Origin of the sequence: Anoxybacteroides rupiense (genome assembly GCF_014196195.1) — a bacterium.
Lineage (GTDB): Bacteria > Bacillota > Bacilli > Bacillales > Anoxybacillaceae > Anoxybacteroides > Anoxybacteroides rupiense.
Map to the genome: position 1 here is coordinate 285466 of NZ_JACIDF010000001.1, position 23001 is coordinate 308466.

A 23001-nucleotide genomic window follows, 5' to 3' on the forward strand; every position below is an offset into this window, starting at 1 on the left:
ACGCCTATCTCTCCTGATAAGAGCTTGAGGAAACCATGAGCAGCATCTCCCCATATTGCTTAATTTGCTCTCCCACCGTACAACAGGTAATACAAAAAGACTGCGCTGATCTTTTTCCTTCTTCCTTACGCAGTGTGTTTTTTATAAAACAGCCATCACAATATGTAGAATGAAGATCGTTTAGTTTCGCCAGTATCTCTTTTCGTTTCGCTAATTTTTTCTCCCTATTCATCTGCATTAGTTCCTTTCTTTGTAAGTTCAATTGTGCTTTCAATTATTTTTCCTTCAAGCGCCTGACGCGCCAGCTGATCTGCTTCCTTATTTTGCTTTCGAGAAATTGGTTCATAAATCGGATGAATACCGAGCTCCTTCAGTTTGGCTTCAATTCGGTCAAGCCACGCACTATAGTCCTTTTCAAAGCAAGGCCATGCACCAGACAGCTGATTCAGCACAACATGAGAATCGCCGCGGAAGACAACCGGCAAATGATGGACTCCCATTTCTTCAAGAGTTTGTACAACCGACCAAAAAGCAGCGTATTCCGCCTCGTTATTTGATTTTAATTCATAAAGACGGCGATTCATGCGAAATCGATATGGCTGATGATTTTGATGGTAATAGATCACCGCCCCGATTCCCGCTTCTGATGTTTCGTTATCAAAGCCCCCATCAAAATAAGCAATAATATCATGAGGTTCGCTTTCCACTTCTTGCAATAGCTTAACGAGCTCTTTTTTCGTCCATGACGTATTTTGCCGATCAATAAACACTAAGTCCTTCACACGTCCCGTTTTCTCAAAATCCTCCGCCATCCATAACGCCTTCTCCGCTTCAAGAAGCTCCGAAGTTAATATAATTTCTTGTTTTTTAGGAGTTATATATGTCCATTGAATGATTACATCCATTTTTGTCATCCTTCCGCCATTGTTCTTCTTTTATTATATATCAAACAAACGTACGAAATAACTGCTTATGGTTAACAAAAAAATATAGAAATTTCCTAAAAATGATGATAAAGTAGCAATAGTTCTTCATATGCGCTTCACTCGTAACCGATATAAGTTCAGGTTAAGAAATCGATATTTTCGTGAATACAGAAGAAAAGGCTGCCTCTATTTAGCTAGATGGCTATTTTTCGGCTTCGGTAAGCTAAAAACCAGCTTGCGGCATATGCGACTTCTCATGGATGATGCTGCGCACCGACCTGTATTTAGCGAGGCTATTTCACACGACGGAGGGATGAACACTTGATTGAAGTATATATTGATGGAGCAAGCGCCGGCAATCCTGGGCCTTCAGGTGCCGGAATTTTCATTAAAGGAAATGGAACAGTAGAACAATATTCGATTCCTCTCGGTATCATGTCAAATCACGAGGCAGAGCTCTATTCTTTCATTAAAGCACTTGAAATTTGTGTGGAAAAAGGTTATCGCGTCGTTTCCTTTCGCACAGACTCTCAGCTCATTGATGATGCAGTCGAGAAGGAATATATAAAAAATCGGCAATACGCCCCCCTTTTACAGCAAGCCCTCTTATTAACGAAAAAATTGGATTTATTTTTTTTAAAATGGATTCCGAGCAAGGACAATCATGTCGCTGATGAACTGGCTCGACAAGCAATTCATAAAAATAAATCCTAGTTAAGGGGGAGAAACATTGAAAAAGCAATGGATCGCCGATGCTAGCCTACTGGCTGTTACGTTTATATGGGGAGCGACATTTGTTGTTGTTCAAAATGCGATCTCCTTTCTTGAACCGCTTTCTTTTAACGCTGTACGCTTTTGGATCGCAGGAATTTGTTTGCTCATTTGGCTGCTTCTATTTCAACGATCTTCGTTACAACATTTTAATCGCTCGCTTTTATATGCCGGATTTTGGATGGGGCTGTGGCTGTTTAGCGGTTATGCGTTGCAGACAATAGGGCTCTTATATACAACATCTTCAAAGGCCGGTTTTATTACCGGTCTTAGCGTTGTATTAGTGCCGCTATTCTCTTTCTTTTTTTTAAAACAAAAGCCAACCGCTAATGCCGTATTTGGCTCGATTATCGCTGCATTCGGCTTATATTTTTTAACGATGGAACGAGCCGAATTATCGATTAATCAGGGCGATGTGTTCGTTTTCTTTTGCGCTGTTTCATTCGCCATGCATATTATTATCACGGGAAAATACTCCGCACATTATCCAACGCTTTTGCTGACGATTATGCAAATTTTTACTGTCGCTGTCATGTGCTCCATTGGCGCCTTTTTGTTTGAAGATGCCCCCAATATGTGGAATGGCGCTATTTTAGCGAAGCGGCAAGTATGGACAGCTCTGCTGATTACATCGCTGTTCGCCACAGCTGCTGCTTTCCTTATTCAGACAAACTTTCAAAAATACACAACAGCTGCCCGTGTAGCGCTTATCTTTGCAATGGAGCCCGTATTCGCCGCTGTAACCGCCTATATTGGGGCAGGAGAACGGCTTTCCGTTTCTTCTATCATCGGATGCATTGGCATTTTGTGCGGTATGATCGTGTCAGAAATTCCGATTTTTTCATGGTTCTCCAAACGAACGCTTACACAAGGAAATCCTCGAACCTAACCTTCGAGGATTTTTTTAGTCAATCAATCCTTTTTCTTTCATGAATAACTGTACCTGCTGGCGCGTTTCCAGCCTCTGTTGGCAAAACTCTTCAAGCAGCGAAAGAAAAAAGCTGCCGTCAAACTGCTTTTGAATTTTTAGCGTCCACTCCAGAGCCATAATGGTTAGTTCATCACTTGCTTGCACATATTGCTTTCCGAACTGAACAAAACGAAAAACATCTTCATGGAAACGGAAGCCCTTGCTCTCTAAAAAAAGAAAATATTGTTCGATTGTTTGCTTTCTCATACGCGGATCTCCCTATGGTAGATTCGCTTTCATCTTAACTCATTTTGCTCATTATGGCTAGCTTATTTTTTATTTGTTCGTTGATATGAAAAACAGCCTGTGGCTATTCCAAGCAAAGCGCCAGCCATCACTTCGATTGGCTGATGCCCAAGACGCTCGCGGATCCATTCTTTTTTCTGCTCATACCATTTTTGCTTTGGGCTTTGTTCAAGTCGCATGACTTCCTCGGCCAAATCATTCAACCGAATCGCTAGCTCCCCCGCCTGCCGCCGCACGCCCTGAGCATCATACATGACAATAAGACCGAACAACGCAGCCAAAGCAAAATCAATGGTTCGCATTCCTTTTTTTAATCCAATAAATGTAGCAAGCGAAGTAACACCGGCAGAATGAGAGCTGGGCATTCCCCCTGTCTCAAAAAAATACTTCCAATCCCACTGTCCAGTCTCTCTTTTTTTTAACGGGATTTTTAGGAATTGTGCAAAAGCGATTGCTGACAAAGCTGTCTTTAATGCTTGATTCATCTTTTTTTCCCCTTTCATGTGTCCTAAACATATTTTTTTCATAACTAGGCAACACTATCCGCGGAGGTGAACGGAAAATGGCGAAAAACGGAGGAACAAACCGCGGGACAAAGGCCCCTGGCGTAAATCCCCAAGGATACGGGCAAGATGCAACATTTTCTCCAGATCCAAAGAGTGAACTTGAAAGCGCAGCAAAACGAAGCAATACGAAATAGCGCAATTAAAAGCTTGAGGTGGAAGGGATGCGTAAAATGGCTGTAGACAAAGTCCATTGGACTTTGTCTACAGCCATTCTCTTATTATTTATGCAATTTTTCACGCAAGACCATTTGCAAGATTCCGCCATGGCGATAGTAGTCGATTTCCACTTCGCTGTCAAAGCGCACAAGCACTTCGAATTCCTTCTTGTTTCCAGCTTCATCTGTCGCGGTTACTTTTACATAATCACGCGGTTTCACATTTTCATCAATGTGAATTTCAAATGTTTCTTTTCCGGTAAGTCCCAATGTTTCAGCATTTTCTCCCTCTTTAAATTGAAGCGGCAATACTCCCATGAGGACGAGGTTGGAGCGGTGAATGCGCTCAAAGCTTTCAGCAATCACCGTTTTAATTCCTAACAAGAATGTACCTTTCGCCGCCCAGTCACGAGAGCTTCCCATTCCGTAATCTTTACCAGCAATAACAACAAGACCCGTGCCGTCTTGTTTATATTTCATGCAGGCATCGTAAATCGACATGACTTCACCAGTTGGCCAATATGTTGTGTAGCCCCCTTCTGTACCAGGAGCAATCTGGTTGCGGATGCGAATATTCGCAAACGTACCGCGCATCATCACCTCATGGTTACCGCGCCGTGAACCGTAAGAGTTGAAATCTTTCGGCTCGACGCCTTTAGAAATCAGATACTGGCCTGCTGGAGTGTTTTTGCCGATCGATCCGGCCGGAGAAATATGGTCAGTTGTGACAGAATCGCCAAACTTGCCTACTACGCGCAAGCCTGCGAGCGGTTGTACTTGGCGAACGTCTGGAGACAACCCTTCAAAGAACGGAGGATTTTGAATATATGTGGAATCCTCGTCCCATTGATAGAGCGGTTCATCCGTTGTCTCGATTTCATTCCAGCGTTGATTATCATCGAACACACGCTCATACTCCTTGCGGAACAATTCTGGTGTTACGGTTTGCTTCACTACTTCTTTTATTTCTTCCGTTGTTGGCCAAATATCGCTAAAGTACACATCGTTTCCGTCTTTATCCTTGCCAATTGGATCGTTAAGAAGATCGATATCAACCGTACCTGCTAGCGCATAAGCTACTACAAGCGGAGGAGATGCTAGGTAATTCCCTTTAACAAGCGGATGAATCCGGCCTTCAAAGTTACGGTTTCCGGAAAGAACGCTTGTCACTAACAAATCATTTTCCGCAATTGCTTTCTCAAGCTCTGGAGCTAGCGGACCGGAGTTACCGATACACGTTGTACAACCGTATCCAACAATATTAAAGCCAATTTGCTCAAGGTATGGAAGCAAACCAGAATCTTTTAAGTATCCAGTAACAACCTTAGAACCAGGAGCTAACGATGTTTTGACATATTTTGGAACATTCATTCCTTTTTCAACTGCTTTTTTCGCTACTAATCCGGCACCTACTAACACATACGGGTTTGACGTATTCGTACAGCTTGTTATCGCAGCGATGGCGATCGCACCTGTTTTCATTTTAACTTCTTCGCCATTTAATGCGACCGTTATTTCTTTCTCAAGATCTGCCTCTGTTAATCCAAAGCCTTGGTTTCCTTGCGGAGCTTTTATTGCTTCACGGAACGAGCTTTGCATTTTAGAAAGCGGAATCAAATCTTGTGGACGCTTTGGTCCGGAAAGATTGGCTTCAATTTCAGATAGGTTGAGTTCAACCACATCTGTGAATGTCGGTTCTTCTGCATCTGGTGTATAGAAGAGACCGTTTGCTTTACAATACGCTTCCACCACTTGAATATGATGCTCATCTCGTCCTGTTAACCGCAAATAATCAAGCGCTTCAGCATCTACAGGGAAAAAGCCGCATGTCGCTCCATATTCTGGCGCCATATTCGCGATGGTCGCACGGTCAGCGAGAGGCAGAGTAGCCACACCAGGGCCGAAAAATTCCACAAATTTGCCGACTACGCCTTTTTTACGAAGCACTTGTGTTACTTTTAAAGCAAGATCCGTAGCTGTTGTCCCATTTGGTAATTTTCCCGTCAAACGAACGCCGATAACCTCAGGAACAGGGAAATAAGAAGGCTGTCCAAGCATTCCCGCTTCCGCTTCAATTCCGCCGACGCCCCATCCAAGGACACCGATACCGTTAATCATCGTTGTATGGGAGTCAGTTCCAACAAGCGTATCAGGAAATGCTTCATATTCGCCGTTTTCTCCTTCTACTGCATGAACGACGTTCGCCAAATATTCTAGGTTCACTTGGTGAACGATTCCTGTTGCTGGTGGCACCGCACGATAGTTATTAAACGCCTTTTGAGCCCATTTTAAAAATTTATAGCGCTCAGCGTTTCGTTCAAATTCTAGATTCATATTGTATTGAAGAGCATCATCACTGCCTGCTCTGTCCACTTGAACAGAGTGGTCGATCACAAGATCCACTGGAATTTCAGGATTGATTTCATATGGATCTCCGCCGATATCCGCCATCGCTTTGCGCATAGATGCCAAATCAACAACAGCAGGAACACCAGTAAAGTCTTGCAAAATAACACGAGACGGCTTAAACGGGACATCGATCTCCTTTAACTCGTCCGTTCCCCATTTTGCTAAATTTTCCACATGCTCTTTTGTAATGACACGCCCGTCTACTTGCCGAAGCACTGATTCTAATAAAACTTTGACGGAATAAGGTAAACGGGAGATGTTACCGATTCCCGCTTCTTCAAGCGCTTGTAAACGATAGTAGTTATATTTTTTACCGTTTACCTCAAATGAAGTGCGGGCTTGAAATACATCTTGTTTTGCCATATGTATTACCCCCTCAATCAATACTATACTATTTTTTCACATAAATGTCGAAAAAATAGTACGAATTCTCCCAAAACCCGTAAAATTGGTACGCTTTTATCTTATTATAAGCACTATGAATTGTAAATAATTATTCCCTCGTTTCTCCTTTTCAGAGAATAAATTTCCCTCTCCTTCGCAAACTATAGTAGGGAGGTGAAAGGAGAATGGGAAAGCGGAAGGCCCATCATGTCATTCCGGGCATGAACGCAGCAAAGGCGCAAGGAATGGGAGCTGGCTACGAAGAGGAATTTGCCAATGAACCATTAACGGAAGCAGAACGCCAAAACAATAAAAAGAGAAAAAAGAATCAATAACCCTTCTTCGCTGCTGCGAAGTGAGCAGCAGAATAAAAGGGAATGCTGCGGTGCACATTCCCTTTTATTGAATCTCGTTTACCTCGTCTACAATCGTTTGCAAATCCGTACGAAATTGTTCAAGACGCAGTCGCTGCGTTTCTGAAGCGACTTCCATTGCGTTATTGATTTGTTCAAAAGCTTCATTGACTTCCTGCTTTAAATGCTTTAACTGGCTTCCGTAATCGGCCTGATCGCGAACTAAATGGTCATACCATTCCTTCGCTTCCATCGTCCCTTGTTCAGCGGCTTGAAACGCTTGTTGCTTATCTTTATGATACGGCATGTTCTTCCTCCTTCCACTGCATTGCACATTTATATCGTGTCAAATATTCAAAAATTTATACGATGAATAAATAAAAAAAACCCTGCTATCCTAATCAATAAAAGGAGGTTATTTTTATGAGCAAAGACACAGCAAAAAACGGCCGCAATAACGAACAGTCGGGACAACCCAAACCGCTGGACGGCTCCAAAAAAGTCAAAAACCGCAATCATACGCGGCAAAAGCATAACGCTGGACATGATATGTAATGCAACAAAATAGACAGAAGAAAGGGGCAACTGCCCAAGGCTCCCCCTCCCAAAAATCTAAAAGCTATCGTTTTTAATAGCTTTTAGATTTTTTTATTTATTTGGTTTACAAATAATAATCGCCATTCACTTTGTTAAAATGTGTGTGAACATATAAAAGAAAATATGATTGTTAGTCAGTTCTACTTCTGGGAATCTATCTTTTTGGAACGCATTGCGGATAGATTTAAAAAAGCCCCTAACGTATCGCACAAGTTCATATGTCGAAAGTTGAAATGGGATTTATATAGGTTCATTTATTACTTTAGATCGATAAAGCTGAAAGCATGATTGCATCATGAACAAAAGCCTCTTTTCAGCCTGTTAACAAACTCAACCAGCGGAAAGAGGCCTTCTTCTATCAATATTTTTGGCTTATCTTGCAAATGCGTGATGACCGATCCGGATGGTAACAGGTCTTGAAAGCATCCAGCGGTCTTTTGTAATAGCCGGATTATAAAAATACAACGAATGGCGCCGATCGCTTGGGAATAATGCTACCGCGCGATCAACCGCATCGTAGTCTTGCTTTGTTGGACGGATTTTTGTCAGCTTTCCTGTTTTGACAGGAACAAACGCATAGCCTGTTTTCGTTTTTTGATAAATCACGCCCTTTATCGTGTTAGGAAACGCCGGATCTTTGACCCGGTTCAGAATCACAAGCGCAACCTCTACTTTTCCTGCGAACGGTTCACTAGATCCTGTTTCCGCTTGAACAAGTTGCGCTAAAAGCGTTCTTTCCTCTGCGGTAATTTTCCATTTCGCTGCTGACGAAGCGGTTGTCGTTTTTTTCGCTGTTGCTATGACAGGCACTTTCAATGTTTCTCCGACCAAAATGCGGTCTGTTGTTTTTTTATTTAGCGTTTTTAACGTTGAAACACTCGTTTTGTATTTTTGAGCGATTTTATAAAACGAATCTCCTTTTTGCACTTTATAGTATGTATATGTGGTTGCTGCACTACTTTTATGTGGCGTAAACGCTACAACCATACAGCCAACTACTGCGAGTATTGCTAAAATCCTTTTGATCATGATGGCCTCCTCATAGTCGCTTTTTGGTTTTCCCGTTCGCATTTACTAGATTAGCATGTTTCAAGTGTGCTGACACTGGGCGACGTTTCCATTCCAGCTCATGAAATGTTCTCCATCTGTTGATATATAAAGGACGAGCTTATTTTTTTACAGTTGTATTACAGTTTCGTAACAGCGCTTATAACAGCGTTCTTGCCAAATATTCTTCTTTTAGAGATAATGTTTGATAGATCATGAAGGCTGTATTGAGGTGAAAACATGCTAACAGGCTGGTTTCTTTGGTTTATTTTATTCTGGGTGGTCTTTTTGCTTACGATGATGTCGATTGGCGGCTTTTTTATGTTCCGTAAATTTTTAAAGCGCCTGCCAAAAGCAGACGGAAAATCAGAGCTCGATTGGCAGGAATACTACATTGAGCAGACCCGGCATTTGTGGGGAGAGGAAGAAAAAGCGCTGCTTGAGGACTTAGTGAAGCCCGTTCCCGAGTTATTTCGCGATGTCGCTCGCCAGAAAATCGCAGGTAAAATCGGCGAATTAGCACTTCAAGAGCAAGCTTCACGCATTACAAAAGATCTTGTTATCCGCGGTTACATTATCGCTACACCAAAACGTGATCATAAATTTTTAGTCAAAGCTTTAAACGAAAAGCAAATCGATTTGGCGCCATATGCTCATTTACTTGAGTAAATCCGATATAACAAAAAAGATGGGGAGTCCCCATCTTTTTTATTGTGTCGACCAAAGAGTCGGATTATTGTTTAATTGCTTCTCTAGACGTTTATAAGAAACATACATCGCCGCTCGCCACGGAACGATCATCGCAAATGCCAATAAATAAAACATGCCGCTCAGCTGATGATAATCAATCGTTCTGCCTAAATAGACCTTTAAACCAAGACGAATGATAATAAGACCAACTAAAATCCAAACAAATGACTTGGACCGCTTTAAGTAAATATGGTGATCGCGAATTTCGAACTTGGATGTTTTAATTAAAAAAACCGAGAAACAGGCACCTAAAACAATGGCTTCCATCAGTTCCCCTTTTGTCACGCGAAACAGTGGATCTAAAAACATGAGCGAGCCGGTGCTCATAAAAAGCGGCGGCAGAATAATTTTTTTGGCATTTGTCGGTTTTTTCGATGCCTTCATACGAACAAACAAAATGAGTAGCGCCATTATAATCGCGATAATTGTGCTTAAAATTGCCAAGCAAATCATCCTTTGCTATAAGATTTTACTGCTTTCCTTTATTTCATTATAGACTTCTATAAGCAAGAAGATTCAGCAGCAACAAAAACACGCAAATAGAGCATGCCCAGAAGCCGCTCTAAAATTAGTGTCACCGTCATCACTACTGAACACGCAGCAATATGCTTTAAATCAACACACAGCCTACGTTCCATTATTTAGGTGTCTATTTACACACTTTAAATTTCCAAAATCCACCTATTTTACATTAAAGCACGGGCAATCGCTTCCATCACACGGCTTTCATCAAACGGCTTCACAATAAAATCGATCGCTCCTGCCTCGATTGCTTCAACCACCATTTTTTGCTGTCCCATCGCCGAACACATAATAACTTTCGCTTTCGGGTCTATTTGTTTGATCGTTTTGATCGCTTCAATGCCATTCATTACAGGCATTGTAATATCTAACGTTACGATGTCTGGCTTTAATGCTTGATACAGCTCGATCGCTTCTTTTCCGTTTTCTCCTTCTCCTACTACTTCACAATTCGCTTTTTTTAAAATATTTGACAATGTCATTCTCATAAATTTCGCATCATCGACAATCAACACTTTTGCCATAATAATCCCCCTATTAGCCAGAAAAATAATATGCGCGATCATGGGTCGACAATAATCCTATGCAACAATGTAACGAATTTGCGGAAGAATTTCAACTTAAATATAGTGACAATCTATGATTCCTTTTGACAGAAAACATCCCATCACCTACGCTTTGTTTAGAAATGGGAGACTCCTTTTCGATAGCGCTAAAATCCCGTAAAACCTCCAAAAATACTGGTCGTGTAGATAATGATTTTCGTCATCCAGTCAAAAAACAGCAAAATCCCCATTATAATCATCACATATCCGCCTGCTTTCATAATTTTCATATGATAGCGGCGAATCCATTGCATTTTCCCAATAAAAAACGATAAAAGAAAAAACGGAACGGCAAAGCCTAGAGAATAAGCTGTCATATAAACCATTCCTGATCCTGGATTTGTCGCTGCTAAAGCAATCACTGACATTAAAATCGGGCCTGTGCACGGCGACCACCCTGCTGCGAAAGCCATGCCAATCAATATCGATCCCGCATACCCTGACGGACGATTGCGAAAGGAAATGCGATGATCTCTCATCAAAAAGCCTGGCTTAAATACACCGATGATCACAAATCCAAAGAAAATAATTAAAATGGCGCCGACTTGCCGAATAAAATCTTGATATTGTTTAAACAGTTCGCCAATTAGTGAAGTGCCAAATCCAATGGAAACAAAAATAAGAGAAAAACCAAGCAAAAAAAACAGCGTATGCAACAAGCTCCTCTTTTGCAACATCGCATTCTCCGCTTGCAGTTCCGCGACCGAAATGCCGGTAATATAAGATAAAAATGCCGGATATAACGGCAGACAGCATGGAGAAATGAACGATAAAAATCCTGCTCCAAATGCTAAAAAAAGATTTACGTCTGTCATCAATTTCAACCCCACAAGTTCTATTTTTTCTTTAATTTTACCAAAAAATAAATCTTAATGGTGATGTATGAATTTAAAAAAAACCGACTTTTTTCTTTTGAATTAATTGCCAGAATAGTATACAATACCTATATAACTTTGTACAACAGAAAGGACTTGTTCTCCCGTGTCAAAACAAGAGATGCTTCGGCTCATTGAAAAGAAAAGAAACGAACTGATTGAAATGGTTGCCAAAAGTGGATTAAACGCAGCGATTACCATTCAAATCAGCCAAGAATTGGACTTGCTTTTGAACCAATATAATGAATACGTATACAAGAAACAGAAACGCCTCTCTTCTCAGTAAAAAAAACGATGAGGCGTTTTCTCACTATGAAACATTCCGTTTGTTGCAGAGTAACGGACCACTTGTATAGACAAGCTTTCGTTCGCTGCGCTACTAACGACGTTCAGGCGTCCCCCCTCTTAAAAGCTCATTCGATCTAACTCCTGCTTTGTTAGCTTTTACACCGTTTAGCGCAAATAAAAAGACACTCCGCGGAGTGCCTGTCCCATGTTTATTTAAGCTGGTTGTTCATCGCTTTCATCATTTGGTTGATTTTCTTTTGCGACGGTGTCATTCCCATCTGCATCATCATCATTCGAATCATTTGCTCATTAATTGGCGGGTTTTTCTTTAAATAGTTCATCATCGTTTTACGGGCAATGAAAAATCCTAGCGCTGTTCCAGCGATAAGCGCTAGAATGCCAACGAGAATCGTTGTCCACATACTGCTTTTTCCTCCTTCATGTTGTCTATCTAACAGTGTACTAAACAATGAGCTATTATACAATATTTTCCCTTAAAAATCTTTTATTTACGCACAATTCCGTCGATCAGAAAGAACAATAAATACAGTTTGCTACAGAAGAGCAGATCAAGAAGACGATCTTGATTGAACTGAGTGAATCTTCCAATTTTTTCACGCTGGAGCGTGATCGATATAAGTCGCCAACTTATCTCCTACCGTCGAAAAAATGGGAATCTGCTTTTGACTATATATGTTCCATCTTTTCACTGAATCTCTATCATTGGTAAATGGATCGAAGGCTAAATGAATCACTGCTGGTGCATCAACATTGGTCCACAAGTGGACGACGGTCGATCACGCGAATACGAACGAAAAGCAAGTCCAAAGACTTGCCTTTCTATTGCCAGTCCATGTGATTTTTTCTCCCAAGATCCAACGCCCTTTTTTCACATAGACACGCTATCCCAAATCATTATTTTTATTTCCATCTTTTAGGCAAATTTTCTGTTTTCTAATTCTGCTTTGAGCCATTGATAGTGGCTAAACTCGCTGTCAATCGCTAGAAAAGCGGATGATATCATAGCTAATGACTGGAAAATACGATTGGTTAAATCATAGCAATCGCTAATGAGGAGTAAGCGGCGCTTTTGGACAATGACAAGTGCCTCTTCATTCGTTTGATCATGTTTAAACATTAGCATATTTCGTTCCAAGTTTCTCTCAACTTGTCCAGAAAAATGCTCTTTTATTCCTAACTCTACACGTGAAAACGAAATGCGTTCTGTAATAAATTCAACTTGTTTATGGCAAACACTTTTAAAAGGGGCCTTTTGATATTCCCGAAGCAGCTCGACGATTTTTTCTGGACGATGATAGTAATCTTTCACTACATCGTCTCGAAACAAATAAATCCAATAGCGCGTCACATTTCGTCCTCCATTCTTTTCTTCTTTTTACCTATTATAGAAAAACAGAAGAGAGAAACGTGTCTATTGGCGCAAAAATTCTTCACTATTTTTGTCGAAACAAAAGAAAAAGCTACCTTTCGCTAATAAAAGGCAGCTTTTTCACCTTATTTCATTATGGATGCAAAAGCTTCTTTACACGCTCGATTACATGCTCCACTGTGAACCCATACTCTTTCATAATCTGTTCGCCTGGAGCAGAAGCGCCGAAGCGATCGATTGCTAAAATGTCTCCTTCATCTCCCGTATAGCGCTCCCACCCGAATGAAGCCGCCATTTCAATCGCTAGACGCTTTTTCAAAGCAGACGGCAAAACTTGCTCTTTATATTCTTCCGGCTGCTGTTCAAAACGATCCCAAGATGGCATGCTAATAACCGAAACATAAATGCCCTCAGAAGCCAACGCTTTTTGCGCTTCAACAGCTAAACTCACTTCTGAACCGGAAGCAAGCAACAAGGCCTGCGGTTCTCCATTCGTTGCTTCTGATACGACATATGCACCTTTTTTCACACCTTCATATGCGCGCTCTGCCGTGGTTGCAAGCGTCGGGAGGTTTTGTCTTGTCAACACAAGCGCTGTTGGGCGATCCGTTGATTCCAGTGCTAAGCGCCATGCGGCCGCGGTTTCGTTCGCATCTGCTGGGCGAATTAACGATAAATTCGGCATTGCCCGCAATGAAGGAAGCTGCTCAATCGGCTCATGAGTCGGTCCGTCTTCACCGACCGCAATACTGTCGTGCGTAAACACATAGGTGACTGGTAAGCCCATTAATGCAGCAAGACGGATAGCTGGACGCAAATAATCAGAAAACACAAAGAATGTACCGCCAAATACTTTTACTCCCCCATGAAGCGCCATTCCATTCAATGCCGCTCCCATGGCAAATTCACGAACCCCGAACCAAATGTTTCGCCCTTCATAGCTTTCCGGCATAAAGTTGCCTGTTCCTTTAATCAGCGTTTTATTCGATCCCGCAAGATCCGCGGAACCGCCAATAAACTGTGGAACAGCTTTCGCAATCGCATTTAACACCTCTCCTGAGGATGCGCGTGTGGCTATGTTCTTGCCTTCTGGGTAAACAGGCAGCTGCTCTTCCCATCCTTCAGGGAGCTGCTCATCGATCGCCAGCTTCAATTGGTTCGCTAAATCTGGATAAGCTTTTTGGTAAGCGGCAAGCAATTCATTCCACTCCGCTTCTTTTTGTGCTCCCACTTCTTGAACAACTTGACGGAAATGGCCATATACTTCTTCCGGTACATAAAAATCTTCGGCAAACGTCCATTTATAAGCCTCTTTTGTTAGTTTTAGCTCATCTGCGCCAAGCGGAGCGCCGTGAACATCAGAAGTTCCTGCCTTATTTGGCGATCCATAGCCAATTGTTGTTTTCACTTCAATGAGCGTTGGGCGATTGACATCTGCTCTTGCTGTTTCAAGTGCTTTCGCAACTTCCTCGATATCGTTTCCATCCTCAACGCGCAAATATTGCCATCCATATGCCTCAAAGCGCTGTGCGACATTTTCCGAGAAGGAAAGCTGCAGCTCTCCATCGAGCGAAATGTCATTCGAATCATAAAGAACGATGAGACGGCCAAGTTTCAAATGACCAGCTAATGAAGCTGCTTCAGAGGCAACCCCTTCCATCAAGTCTCCATCGCCGCAAATGGCATATGTGTAATGGTTAATAATCTCAAAATGATCTCGATTGTATGTAGTCGCTAAATGACGTTCTGCCATTGCCATACCGACAGCCATCGCAATCCCTTGACCAAGCGGACCTGTTGTTGCTTCTACTCCAGGTGTATGACCGTACTCCGGATGTCCGGGTGTTTTGCTCCCCCATTGGCGAAACTGTTTGATATCTTCCATTGATACGTCATAGCCACTTAAATGAAGCAAGCTATATAAAAGCATAGAGCCATGACCCGCAGATAGCACAAAACGGTCGCGGTTAAACCATTTTGGATTGCTTGGATTATGATTCATGAATTTGGTCCAAAGCGTATAGGCCATCGGCGCAGCGCCCATCGGCATGCCTGGATGCCCGGAATTCGCTTTTTCAATTGCATCAATCGACAACGTTCGGATTGTCGTGATGGCCAATTGATCAATCGTTTGTGCCATTTTTTGCTCATCCTTTCGTTTCGTAGCGTTTTATCCATTTCTATCATATAGAAAGTAAGAAAAAATGTACAACGTTTCTTCAAAAAATCAAGAATCTTTGACTGATGAGAATGCTTGCTTCTCTTAATGCAACCGATTTTTTTGACTTTCCTTCAATTTTTTGGGCGTCACATCTTTTCCATTTGGATCAATAATTTTTACAGAATGCAGAGTATCCGTTACCGCTTGGCGAAATGCTTGAAGATACTCCTTGCGAAGCTGCTCTTGCTCTTTTTTCTCCGCTTCTGTCAACCCGCTTGTCTTTGCCTTTTTCGCTAATTCATTAATGCGAGCGATTTTTTGTTTTGAGATCATCGTTTCATTCCACCTATTTCGAAAAATATTATGCCCCCATCTTACTAGAGAAATGGATCCTTGACAACTATGTTGACTGACTTTTCCGCTCATATTCCTGATAGCGGCGATGGACAGTCGCTTTCGACACATCATATCCAAATCCGCGCAAAGTCGCCGCAATTTCAGCAAAGGTCAGTCCGTTCCTGCGCAGACGGATAATTTCTTCAATTGGTAGCTCAAGGCGATCTCTTCCGGCATGTTCACCTATATTTTTCAAATTTCGTTCTGGCCGATATCCACGTTCAACGGCTTTTTGCATCCCGCGCTTGATTTTTAAGTTATGTATTTTGCGCTGATACTCCTCTACGATGCTGAGGATACTTAGTACCATGGAATCAGCTTCTGATAGCTGTAGTTCTCCATGATGGCATACCGTATACAGCTTGGCTCCTTCTTTTTGAATACAATGCAATAAGGCAATTCTTGCATTTCCTCGTCCAAGCCTCGTTTCATCTTGGATGAGAACGGCTTCGATTTTATCCTCTTTCAGCGCTTCTAAAAGCTCCAGTATCCCGTCTCGCTCAATCTCATAACCGCTTGCCCGCTCTTCAATGACCTTAACGACTTGAAAACGATATGTTTCGGCGAGCTGCTCAAGCTCCTCCTTCTGCCGTTGCAGTGATGTTTCTTGTTCCTCTTTGTTTGTGCTCACCCGACAATAAATAATCGCTTTCATTCCATCATCTCCATTATTATTTACTGACGACTAGCTTCTTTTCTGCCTTTGATTTTAACACGGGAATCACTAGCTTTTCACCCGCAGCAATTTTTTCATTTGGCAAATGGTTTACATTCATTACCCATTCAATAAATTCTTTCGTTGAAAGCTGATGTGAAGATCTGTATTCATTGGCTATTCCCCAAAGCGTATCTCCGGATTCTACCGTAATTTTTAAATATTTCTCCTTTTGAATCGGATGGCTCGCATACACGAAACCCGATAGTAGCATAAACACCAAGCATGAAAACACGAGATAATGAGTAACTTTCATCTTCTCCCACCTCTTAGAATGTTTGTTCGCTTTTTTACCCATTATATTAAGAACATTCGTTTGCGTCAACCATTTTTTCGAACTTATGTTTGTTTTTTTGTTCTCCTCGTGTTATAATAAAAAAAACGATGGGTAAGAGGTGTGAAACATGACCAAACTGTCGAAACGCCAACAGCAAATTCTCGATTTCATCAAAAAAGAAGTAAAAACTAAAGGGTATCCTCCTTCCGTTCGTGAGATTGGCGAAGCGGTTGGACTTGCCTCTAGCTCAACGGTGCATGGACATTTAGCTCGGCTTGAAAGCAAAGGATACATCCGCCGTGATCCAACTAAACCTCGCGCGATTGAAATATTAGATCCGGATTTTGCCTCATTCATGCGGCCGAGCAATGTGATCAATGTTCCGGTCATCGGAAAGGTAACGGCAGGGCAACCAATAACCGCTATCGAAAATGTGGAGGACTATTTTCCGCTCCCAGAACGCTTCGTTTCTGCAGAGGACCATGTTTTTATGCTTGAAATAATGGGCGATAGTATGATTGAGGCAGGCATTTTAGACGGAGATTTTGTCATTGTTCGTCAGCAGCAGTCAGCTAATAACGGAGATATTGTCGTTGCTATGACGGAAGAAAACGAAGCAACCGTCAAGCGCTTTTTTAAAGAACAAGGCCACATTCGCCTACAGCCAGAAAACCCTCATATGGAGCCTATTATCGTCAACGATGTTACGATTCTCGGGAAAGTGATCGGCGTATATCGCATGATTCAATAACAAACAAGGGTAGATAAAGTGAAATTCACCTTATCTACCCTTGTTTTAAGTAGCGATGATTATTCGATCATTGTTAAAATCCGCTAGGTTCTCTTATTTGTCTATATGGATGGAAGCGGCATCATTTTGTGCAATTCATTTGAGCGGTACATTTTTGCCCATTTTAAGACGGATGCTGCATAAAGACAGGAACGAACAGCAAATCATTTCTCTACATCATAATCCGTATCGTTCTTGACAGATAAAATGATAGTGACTAACGTTGTAACTGTAGAGACTACAGCTGCTATGACCGAGGCAAGTCACGAACTTGTCTCGAACCGGCGAAAAACAAATTCTGCTTTTGAATGGGGCGTCTATTCCATCTTTTCGTTGGATTTCGATCATTCGCAAATGGACCCAATGCCGAAACCATTCAGCACTTATATACAGGATGAATCGTAATTCCTTTAAACCTCATCGAACTTCTTTCCTAGTCTTTCTCTTTAAATGAGACTATTCCCTTAGGGTATATGGCTAATAATCTAAATTCAAGGAAAGCATTTCTTTTTCTTGTTTTTTTGATTCCTCATCACCATAATCATGCGAATCCATATCTCTGCATATCATTTACATAACATCAAAAAAGGAGGGCATCAGGCCATGTTATCTATTGAATTTTTCGCATGGACACTATCTGCTATCTTAGGAATCGGATTTATTATTTCTCTTATAGCTGTATCCAGAAAACCGAAAAACATGACTGAGATGGAGCGACAAAGGCCTGAACCCAAGAACACAGAACCATAAAATAGAGTTTGTTCAGACCTTCATCGCGCGGATACATGACGAGAAGGCAAGCCTGTGGACTTGCCTTCCAACCGTGGTACAGATACTATTGGTTCAATCGTTAAGTTTTATTTATATCGTGCTTTGCCGACAGGATGAAAACTACAGACCAAAATCAAGTCTATGAATCATCATCGCTTTTTTTCGGTAGAATGTCCTATTATTATTCTATTGTTTTGTTTCATTTCTTATTTTACCATCATTGATTTTTAAGTAATTGATCAATGTAGTTTTTTATCTCTTCTATCTTCTGATCGGTAACTTTTTTAATTTCTTCTGTTTTTTGATTTAAAGACTGTTGATAATCTTGATTGAGCTTTTCATTTAAGTATTTTTTAGTTTCATCTTGCAATCGCTGGATTTCAGACTGTGTTACATTGGATAGATCATTTTTTATTTTCATGTCTTTTTCTGACAAGTATTGATTGATTTCTTGCTGGTACTCTTTTTTCGCTGCTTCCGCTGCATCGCTCATATGATAGACTACCGCACCACTAAGTCCACCACTAACAAAAAACAAAACGATTGTTATAAACAAAACTCTAAGAGGTATCTTTTTCATATAAATCAACCTCCTTTTTTTTATTATCTCATATTCCGCGCTCATTTTTTAGTGTTTTATCCGAATATTCATTATTTTTTATGATCGTACTATCTGTGTGATTTTCTTCCTATGATGTTTTGCTGTGCATTAAGAAAAGCACCTTCTTCTCCAAAGCTGAATCTCATGGAGTATCTTTGGAAATGGTGAAAAGCACCGTCAGCCGTTGCCAATCATTTTCACAATGACGTACACAAAGCTATTGATTAGCCAGTCGATAGCTTCATTCTTAAAGTATATTGAATGTCGCAATGACGATGTTTTACAGCTGTATCGCTTGAGAAATCGAATGATAAGTTCATTTGATTTCGTAAACAATCATCAAACTTCATAGTCATCACTCCAATGAATACAATAAAAAGCATCCAATTATTTGGATGCCTAACATCTAAAATTACAACGAAAAAATCTTATTCATTAATGTTAAGATGTATTTCCTCAGATTCCTCCTGGATTTGTCCAATAAGGGATAGAACAGAACCTGTGGCTTGTATCCAACTTCCTGCAACTCCAACTAGGTCTGACTCTGAGTTATTTTCATTCAATGACTGAATGCCACTTATGGCCTGCAAGGAATTCCCGATGCCTTGCAACAGACTTCCAGAGATATTCTCTAATCTCCCGTCTTCTGTACGATCAAAAAACTCATCAGAAAGACCTACGAAACTCCCTAATGCTTGCATCCACAGCCCAGTAATCATAAGCTTTTGTTCGATTTTTTCACCCCAAGCGTCACCCACCAGCATTCCTGTAATAACGGTTGAGTTCCCTGTGGCTTGGATTTCATCCCCTATTTTTTCAAACGAATCCATACCTTGTCCGTCAGCAGATAATGCACTTCCTAAAGCCTGTAACACATTACCTACTAGCCGCAATTGATAACCTAGATTTTTGTTCAAATGAAATTGAGGAGTATTGCCGATGGCTGCTTGTATAGTCCCGATTGCCGAAAGAGAATATCCGACTATTTCCTTCCACTGATTATTCATTTGTTATCCAATCCAACTCCTATTGATACAATTATTGTATTCTGATTCTGCTATTTGGTTCATTTAGTAAAAGAAAAAACGCCCCCCAAACGGGTGACGCAATTCAGACAACCTACTCACTGATTAGGTAGCATTTACACGACAAAAAACAACGAAAAAGCATTTATATGTATCATCAATTTTTGTGGGCACTCTTTATCAATGATTAAATTGATTGCTTTTATCCACAATATAAAAACCCCTCAACGCGTAGAGGATCGAGGGATTGGAGGGATTAATAAAGGATCATGTATTGATCGCGTTCCCACGGACGGACTTCTGTGCGGAATATAAGTTATAGCAGTAAAGCAAATTCAAATTAGAGTGATAATCGCATTATATCAACGATTTTAAAAAATAACACTTCAAAATGAATCGACATTTATTAACTAAAATCGGGCAATTATCAGGCGGATTGGGGCTATGCCCCTTTCTTCCCTCACACCCTCTGGTCCAACTATATACCCTATACACTTTTTGCCTATGCTTTTCTCCCTTCTTCCTCACAGCGTCATTGGACTCGAAAATTTTTTATTACGTAGTTATAATCCAAAAAACACACGGAGTATACACAAACAAAAATAAATTATAGACGATTTCTGAATCCCTCATATCCATTATTTTATCTACCCCAAACCTGATTCCCCAATATATGATTACGATAATAAAATAGACGATGGCATGGAGGACAAATGATATAGCAAGCTTGATTTGTTCTTTGTAATGCATAGTCTATAAATAAAGAGAGCGGTATACCGAATAAAACAACTAACGGAAGTATGTACACTATAGAATAGAGCAGGGAACTGACAAGAACTTTTAATAGTCCTTCTAAAATATTTAATTCCTTTGATACCGTTACACCTTTGGACTCAATTACATAATATAAAAAGCCTGAATTAATTGAAGTTAGTATACCTGATACCACTTTTATCTTTATATCCCTAAACAATGAAATCCTCCTTATCTTACAGTTTAGTAGTGATATTTTACCATTAAAATTTGACTAATTCGCATGAAGAAGGATATAAATTCAGGAAACTACTTTGGGCCGTTCTCCATAGCTTAAAGAATCAGCGGCCATGCCAGAAAAACAAAGTCTAAATCCTCTTTCTCTAAGGTGTCTGATTGCTGCAAGCGTTATGTGATGACTTTTAAAGTTGTTTTACCTCTCATTTGTTTGAACGCTTCCGAAATTCTGCTTTCAATTTCTTTGGGATCGATATTTACTTTTGAAATGACCTTCCTCATTACTAACCCCCTCTCATCTCTTTTTACCTACACATTACCTTATATAGAACACTTGATTAAAAAATAACCCCCACACCAAGCAGGGAAGGCAGATTCAACAAACTACTTAATTATAGGGGCGGTATTTTTTCCGAAGTTCTTTCAATTCCTTTTCAAGTTGTCCAATATCACTCCGAAAAATAACTTATCTTCTTCGGAACGATTCTTCCTGATTCTATAAGTTGGCTTAAACGTTGATAAGTCACACCCAATATTTCCAAAGTTTCAGCAACTCCGAGGACTTCACTTTTTATGAAGCCCTCGACTTCTTTTCGATTTTTGAACATTCTATCATTTATCTTCCTTGAAATTCAGCTTGTATTTGATTGGAATTAAGATAAGCCAGAGCGCTATAATCACCAATATGATCCATCTCAAAACGGTCATTTCTTCAAAAAAAAGATTATCTTTATCAACAATAGAGAACAAGAAGTGAACAAAATAACAGAGAAAGCCCCCTTCCAACGAGGACGAGAGGATTGATAGTAGCATTTCTGATGGATGACGGTGTTGATGATGTCGAGAAATACTTTTTCGTCAGGCTGAACCGGATTGGAACACAAGGGACAACGCAGTCGGCCGACACGAACATGGAATCACCTCCTCGATAGGTAAGATACAACCCCTGATTATTGAAAAAACAATAAAAAAGAAGGCGTTCATGCATGACGAAATGAACGCCTTTTCCAGTTTTTCTTGATTATAATCCGTAAGCTTTATATCCTAAACTTTGATTTATGTTTCGATTAATTCGTTGTACAACGGGTGATTTTTGATGCCCATTTGGATCTAGTATTCCTAATTCACCAGCTCTTTTTAATGCTTGAATAAGAAGTTCACTGTTTCCGTTACTGCGAAGTCGACGTTCTTCTTCTGCTGACATGTGTATCACATTATCTAGATTAATGGGTTCCGTTGCATTTTCCATCATATCTCTAAAACCTTTGCCATCTAAAATAATCAAATTATCTTTTCCTCTAATACATGTCCCTTATATCCATAAAGAGATCGAAGCATCCAAAGTTGACGATTAGAATTAAAATTTGCCATCTGTTCTTGGTTTAATCCACTCAACATTATTCTCACTCCTTTTCTATTTTATTGATGTGGAATGTTAATAAAAGCGGTCATAGTATTCCAAGGATAATTCATTGAAGTAGATTGACAACGATATTCAACAGAAGAACCACTAGGGATTTTCACATTAGAATCAAAATATACAACATGGTAAAAACCATCTACAATCGTATCACCTTCAAAATCAATAGTTGATGTTTCTATAAGATAAGTTGGATCGTTATAAGTTATTTGTTCTGCACCTAACCATTAGAAATAATGCCCATATCCTATTTCTACAACTCCAACTCCAGTGATTCCTCTAACAGGTGCAGAGGTTAATTCATTATTAATATATTGGATTTGTGGCGTTGTAGTTTCAAGATCCCATCCTACTTGATCAATATATAATGCTGTAACCGGTGGCGCAGATCCTGTTATTGAATTTGTTGTAGCCATCTCTTTACGAATTTCAGAGACTTCTTCTTGGGTTACAGGATTTATTACCCAATCAGGATGTTCTTTTTTGAGATTTTCAATAAAAATAGAAGAGTTTTCTCCAATTGGAGTTGCTGCTTCAGTAGTATTAACAACTACCAAGCTCAAACATAAAGTAAAGAATGCCAGTATAAATTTTTTCATCTTTTACTCTTCCTTCTTTTTTAAGAAATAAAGTGGAATAAACTCCTATACTATTTATCGACTTCATTATGAAAATTTTTATAATTTTAACCAAAAAATTCAACATATTTTAAAAATTCCCCGATTGCAGAATATAAAAACAAGAACAAATGTACGGTTTTATACAAAAAACTGTCAAACAGCAAGGAACGGCTTCAATCCCTCATAGGTAAGATAAAAACAATTGTCTAAAATGAAAACGGTAAAAGAAATGAGTTTACTTCAATCCCTCATAGGTAAGATAAAAACTGAAGCTGCGAAAATACTTCATTGAACCCATGAGTGCTTCAATCCCTCATAGGTAAGATAAAAACGGTACTCGTGGTCGGCTGCAGATGCGTATTTATAAGCTTCAATCCCTCA

Annotated in this window: 29 protein-coding genes and 1 CRISPR repeat array (1 of these 30 only partly in view); of the genes, 8 read left to right on the plus strand and 21 right to left on the minus strand. The window is 40.3% G+C overall.

Features of this window, described 5'->3' with window-relative positions; genetic code table 11:
* Positions 1-4 precede the first annotated feature (4 nt).
* A complete protein-coding gene (locus tag GGQ95_RS01265; RefSeq protein WP_183186252.1) occupies positions 5-232 on the minus strand; it encodes a zinc-finger domain-containing protein in 228 nt (75 codons plus the stop codon).
* Positions 225-905, minus strand: coding sequence for a ribonuclease H family protein (locus tag GGQ95_RS01270; protein ID WP_044745258.1), 681 nt, complete (start codon positions 903-905; stop codon positions 225-227). The genes GGQ95_RS01265 and GGQ95_RS01270 overlap by 8 nt, the downstream gene beginning before the upstream one ends.
* A gap of 342 nt (positions 906-1247) precedes the next feature.
* Between GGQ95_RS01270 and GGQ95_RS01275 the strand changes: the two genes are divergently transcribed.
* Together GGQ95_RS01275 and GGQ95_RS01280 are read left to right on the plus strand one after the other, a co-directional pair.
* The gene (locus tag GGQ95_RS01275; RefSeq protein ID WP_044745259.1) at positions 1248-1640 is read left to right on the plus strand and encodes an RNase H family protein; all 393 of its coding nucleotides are present in this window, start codon (positions 1248-1250) and stop codon (positions 1638-1640) included.
* Between the two features lie 16 nt (positions 1641-1656).
* A complete protein-coding gene (locus GGQ95_RS01280; RefSeq protein ID WP_044745260.1) occupies positions 1657-2586 on the plus strand; it encodes a DMT family transporter in 930 nt (309 codons plus the stop codon).
* A 15-nt stretch (positions 2587-2601) separates the two neighbouring features.
* Here GGQ95_RS01280 and GGQ95_RS01285 read toward each other — a convergent pair whose 3' ends face one another.
* Positions 2602-2874 (minus strand): DUF6123 family protein, encoded by a 273-nt coding sequence (locus GGQ95_RS01285; protein WP_044745261.1) that lies wholly within the window; start codon positions 2872-2874, stop codon positions 2602-2604.
* A gap of 62 nt (positions 2875-2936) precedes the next feature.
* Complete coding sequence (locus GGQ95_RS01290; protein ID WP_066147431.1) at positions 2937-3398, minus strand: divergent PAP2 family protein; 462 nt, start codon at positions 3396-3398, stop codon at positions 2937-2939.
* Positions 3399-3475: 77 nt separating this feature from the next.
* Between GGQ95_RS01290 and sspL the strand changes: the two genes are divergently transcribed.
* On the plus strand, positions 3476-3613 hold the full coding sequence (gene sspL, locus GGQ95_RS01295; RefSeq protein WP_066147428.1) for a small, acid-soluble spore protein L: 138 nt from the start codon (positions 3476-3478) through the stop codon (positions 3611-3613).
* A gap of 84 nt (positions 3614-3697) precedes the next feature.
* On the opposite strand, the gene acnA is transcribed toward sspL, so the two are convergent.
* Positions 3698-6406 carry an aconitate hydratase AcnA gene (gene acnA / locus GGQ95_RS01300; RefSeq protein ID WP_066147426.1) on the minus strand — a complete coding sequence of 903 codons (2709 nt, stop codon included), beginning with the start codon at positions 6404-6406 and terminating at the stop codon, positions 3698-3700.
* Positions 6407-6612: 206 nt separating this feature from the next.
* Between acnA and sspO the strand changes: the two genes are divergently transcribed.
* Positions 6613-6762 carry a small acid-soluble spore protein SspO gene (sspO, locus tag GGQ95_RS01305; protein WP_066147424.1) on the plus strand — a complete coding sequence of 50 codons (150 nt, stop codon included), beginning with the start codon at positions 6613-6615 and terminating at the stop codon, positions 6760-6762.
* A gap of 64 nt (positions 6763-6826) precedes the next feature.
* Here sspO and GGQ95_RS01310 read toward each other — a convergent pair whose 3' ends face one another.
* Positions 6827-7087, minus strand: a complete 261-nt coding sequence (locus GGQ95_RS01310) for a hypothetical protein (RefSeq protein ID WP_066147422.1) — start codon at positions 7085-7087, stop codon at positions 6827-6829.
* 116 nt (positions 7088-7203) lie between these two features.
* Between GGQ95_RS01310 and GGQ95_RS01315 the strand changes: the two genes are divergently transcribed.
* Positions 7204-7335, plus strand: coding sequence for a small acid-soluble spore protein P (locus GGQ95_RS01315; protein WP_063504932.1), 132 nt, complete (start codon positions 7204-7206; stop codon positions 7333-7335).
* 414 nt (positions 7336-7749) lie between these two features.
* Here the strand turns inward: GGQ95_RS01315 and GGQ95_RS01320 are convergent, their stop codons facing one another.
* On the minus strand, positions 7750-8406 hold the full coding sequence (locus tag GGQ95_RS01320) for a cell wall hydrolase (RefSeq protein ID WP_066147419.1): 657 nt from the start codon (positions 8404-8406) through the stop codon (positions 7750-7752).
* Positions 8407-8664: 258 nt separating this feature from the next.
* On the opposite strand from GGQ95_RS01320, the gene GGQ95_RS01325 reads away from it, so the two are divergent.
* On the plus strand, positions 8665-9093 hold the full coding sequence (locus tag GGQ95_RS01325) for a DUF2621 domain-containing protein (protein WP_044745268.1): 429 nt from the start codon (positions 8665-8667) through the stop codon (positions 9091-9093).
* 39 nt (positions 9094-9132) lie between these two features.
* Here the strand turns inward: GGQ95_RS01325 and GGQ95_RS01330 are convergent, their stop codons facing one another.
* The 3 genes from GGQ95_RS01330 to GGQ95_RS01340 all read right to left on the minus strand — a co-directional run bounded on the left by GGQ95_RS01330 (position 9133) and on the right by GGQ95_RS01340 (position 11116).
* Positions 9133-9627: a CcdC family protein gene (locus GGQ95_RS01330; RefSeq protein ID WP_369815497.1), complete on the minus strand. Its 495-nt coding sequence runs from the start codon at positions 9625-9627 to the stop codon at positions 9133-9135.
* 233 nt (positions 9628-9860) lie between these two features.
* Positions 9861-10220: a response regulator gene (locus GGQ95_RS01335; protein ID WP_044745270.1), complete on the minus strand. Its 360-nt coding sequence runs from the start codon at positions 10218-10220 to the stop codon at positions 9861-9863.
* A 188-nt stretch (positions 10221-10408) separates the two neighbouring features.
* The gene (locus tag GGQ95_RS01340) at positions 10409-11116 is read right to left on the minus strand and encodes a cytochrome c biogenesis CcdA family protein (protein WP_066147414.1); all 708 of its coding nucleotides are present in this window, start codon (positions 11114-11116) and stop codon (positions 10409-10411) included.
* Positions 11117-11282: 166 nt separating this feature from the next.
* Between GGQ95_RS01340 and GGQ95_RS01345 the strand changes: the two genes are divergently transcribed.
* Positions 11283-11462: an aspartyl-phosphate phosphatase Spo0E family protein gene (locus tag GGQ95_RS01345; protein WP_044745272.1), complete on the plus strand. Its 180-nt coding sequence runs from the start codon at positions 11283-11285 to the stop codon at positions 11460-11462.
* A 211-nt stretch (positions 11463-11673) separates the two neighbouring features.
* Here the strand turns inward: GGQ95_RS01345 and GGQ95_RS01350 are convergent, their stop codons facing one another.
* From GGQ95_RS01350 to yneA, 6 genes are all read right to left on the minus strand, one after another.
* Complete coding sequence (locus tag GGQ95_RS01350) at positions 11674-11886, minus strand: YneF family protein (protein ID WP_044745273.1); 213 nt, start codon at positions 11884-11886, stop codon at positions 11674-11676.
* A 512-nt stretch (positions 11887-12398) separates the two neighbouring features.
* Positions 12399-12833: a sporulation inhibitor of replication protein SirA gene (gene sirA, locus GGQ95_RS01355; protein ID WP_044745274.1), complete on the minus strand. Its 435-nt coding sequence runs from the start codon at positions 12831-12833 to the stop codon at positions 12399-12401.
* A 154-nt stretch (positions 12834-12987) separates the two neighbouring features.
* Positions 12988-14994, minus strand: a complete 2007-nt coding sequence (tkt, locus tag GGQ95_RS01360; protein WP_080862635.1) for a transketolase — start codon at positions 14992-14994, stop codon at positions 12988-12990.
* Between the two features lie 123 nt (positions 14995-15117).
* Entirely contained in the window at positions 15118-15348 is a 231-nt protein-coding gene (locus tag GGQ95_RS01365) for a DUF896 domain-containing protein (RefSeq protein ID WP_044745276.1), read from the minus strand.
* Positions 15349-15415: 67 nt separating this feature from the next.
* On the minus strand, positions 15416-16066 hold the full coding sequence (locus tag GGQ95_RS01370; protein ID WP_044745277.1) for a YneB family resolvase-like protein: 651 nt from the start codon (positions 16064-16066) through the stop codon (positions 15416-15418).
* A gap of 16 nt (positions 16067-16082) precedes the next feature.
* Positions 16083-16382 carry a cell division suppressor protein YneA gene (yneA, locus tag GGQ95_RS01375; RefSeq protein ID WP_044745278.1) on the minus strand — a complete coding sequence of 100 codons (300 nt, stop codon included), beginning with the start codon at positions 16380-16382 and terminating at the stop codon, positions 16083-16085.
* 148 nt (positions 16383-16530) lie between these two features.
* On the opposite strand from yneA, the gene lexA reads away from it, so the two are divergent.
* On the plus strand, positions 16531-17154 hold the full coding sequence (gene lexA / locus GGQ95_RS01380; RefSeq protein WP_044745279.1) for a transcriptional repressor LexA: 624 nt from the start codon (positions 16531-16533) through the stop codon (positions 17152-17154).
* A gap of 1027 nt (positions 17155-18181) precedes the next feature.
* On the opposite strand, the gene GGQ95_RS01385 is transcribed toward lexA, so the two are convergent.
* The 5 genes from GGQ95_RS01385 to GGQ95_RS01400 form a co-directional block, all read right to left on the minus strand.
* Positions 18182-18544, minus strand: a complete 363-nt coding sequence (locus GGQ95_RS01385; protein WP_044745280.1) for an NAD(P)/FAD-dependent oxidoreductase — start codon at positions 18542-18544, stop codon at positions 18182-18184.
* Between the two features lie 449 nt (positions 18545-18993).
* Positions 18994-19572: a DUF6944 family repetitive protein gene (locus GGQ95_RS01390; RefSeq protein ID WP_183186253.1), complete on the minus strand. Its 579-nt coding sequence runs from the start codon at positions 19570-19572 to the stop codon at positions 18994-18996.
* A 2029-nt stretch (positions 19573-21601) separates the two neighbouring features.
* The gene (locus tag GGQ95_RS01395) at positions 21602-21865 is read right to left on the minus strand and encodes a hypothetical protein (RefSeq protein ID WP_183186254.1); all 264 of its coding nucleotides are present in this window, start codon (positions 21863-21865) and stop codon (positions 21602-21604) included.
* Between the two features lie 134 nt (positions 21866-21999).
* Positions 22000-22209 (minus strand): DUF4879 domain-containing protein, encoded by a 210-nt coding sequence (locus tag GGQ95_RS18980; protein ID WP_506678257.1) that lies wholly within the window; start codon positions 22207-22209, stop codon positions 22000-22002.
* Between the two features lie 18 nt (positions 22210-22227).
* Positions 22228-22599 (minus strand): hypothetical protein, encoded by a 372-nt coding sequence (locus tag GGQ95_RS01400; protein WP_183186255.1) that lies wholly within the window; start codon positions 22597-22599, stop codon positions 22228-22230.
* Positions 22600-22790: 191 nt separating this feature from the next.
* Positions 22791-23001: direct repeats of the CRISPR family, unit length 30 nt; unit sequence GCTTCAATCCCTCATAGGTAAGATAAAAAC; it runs 614 nt beyond the window's last position.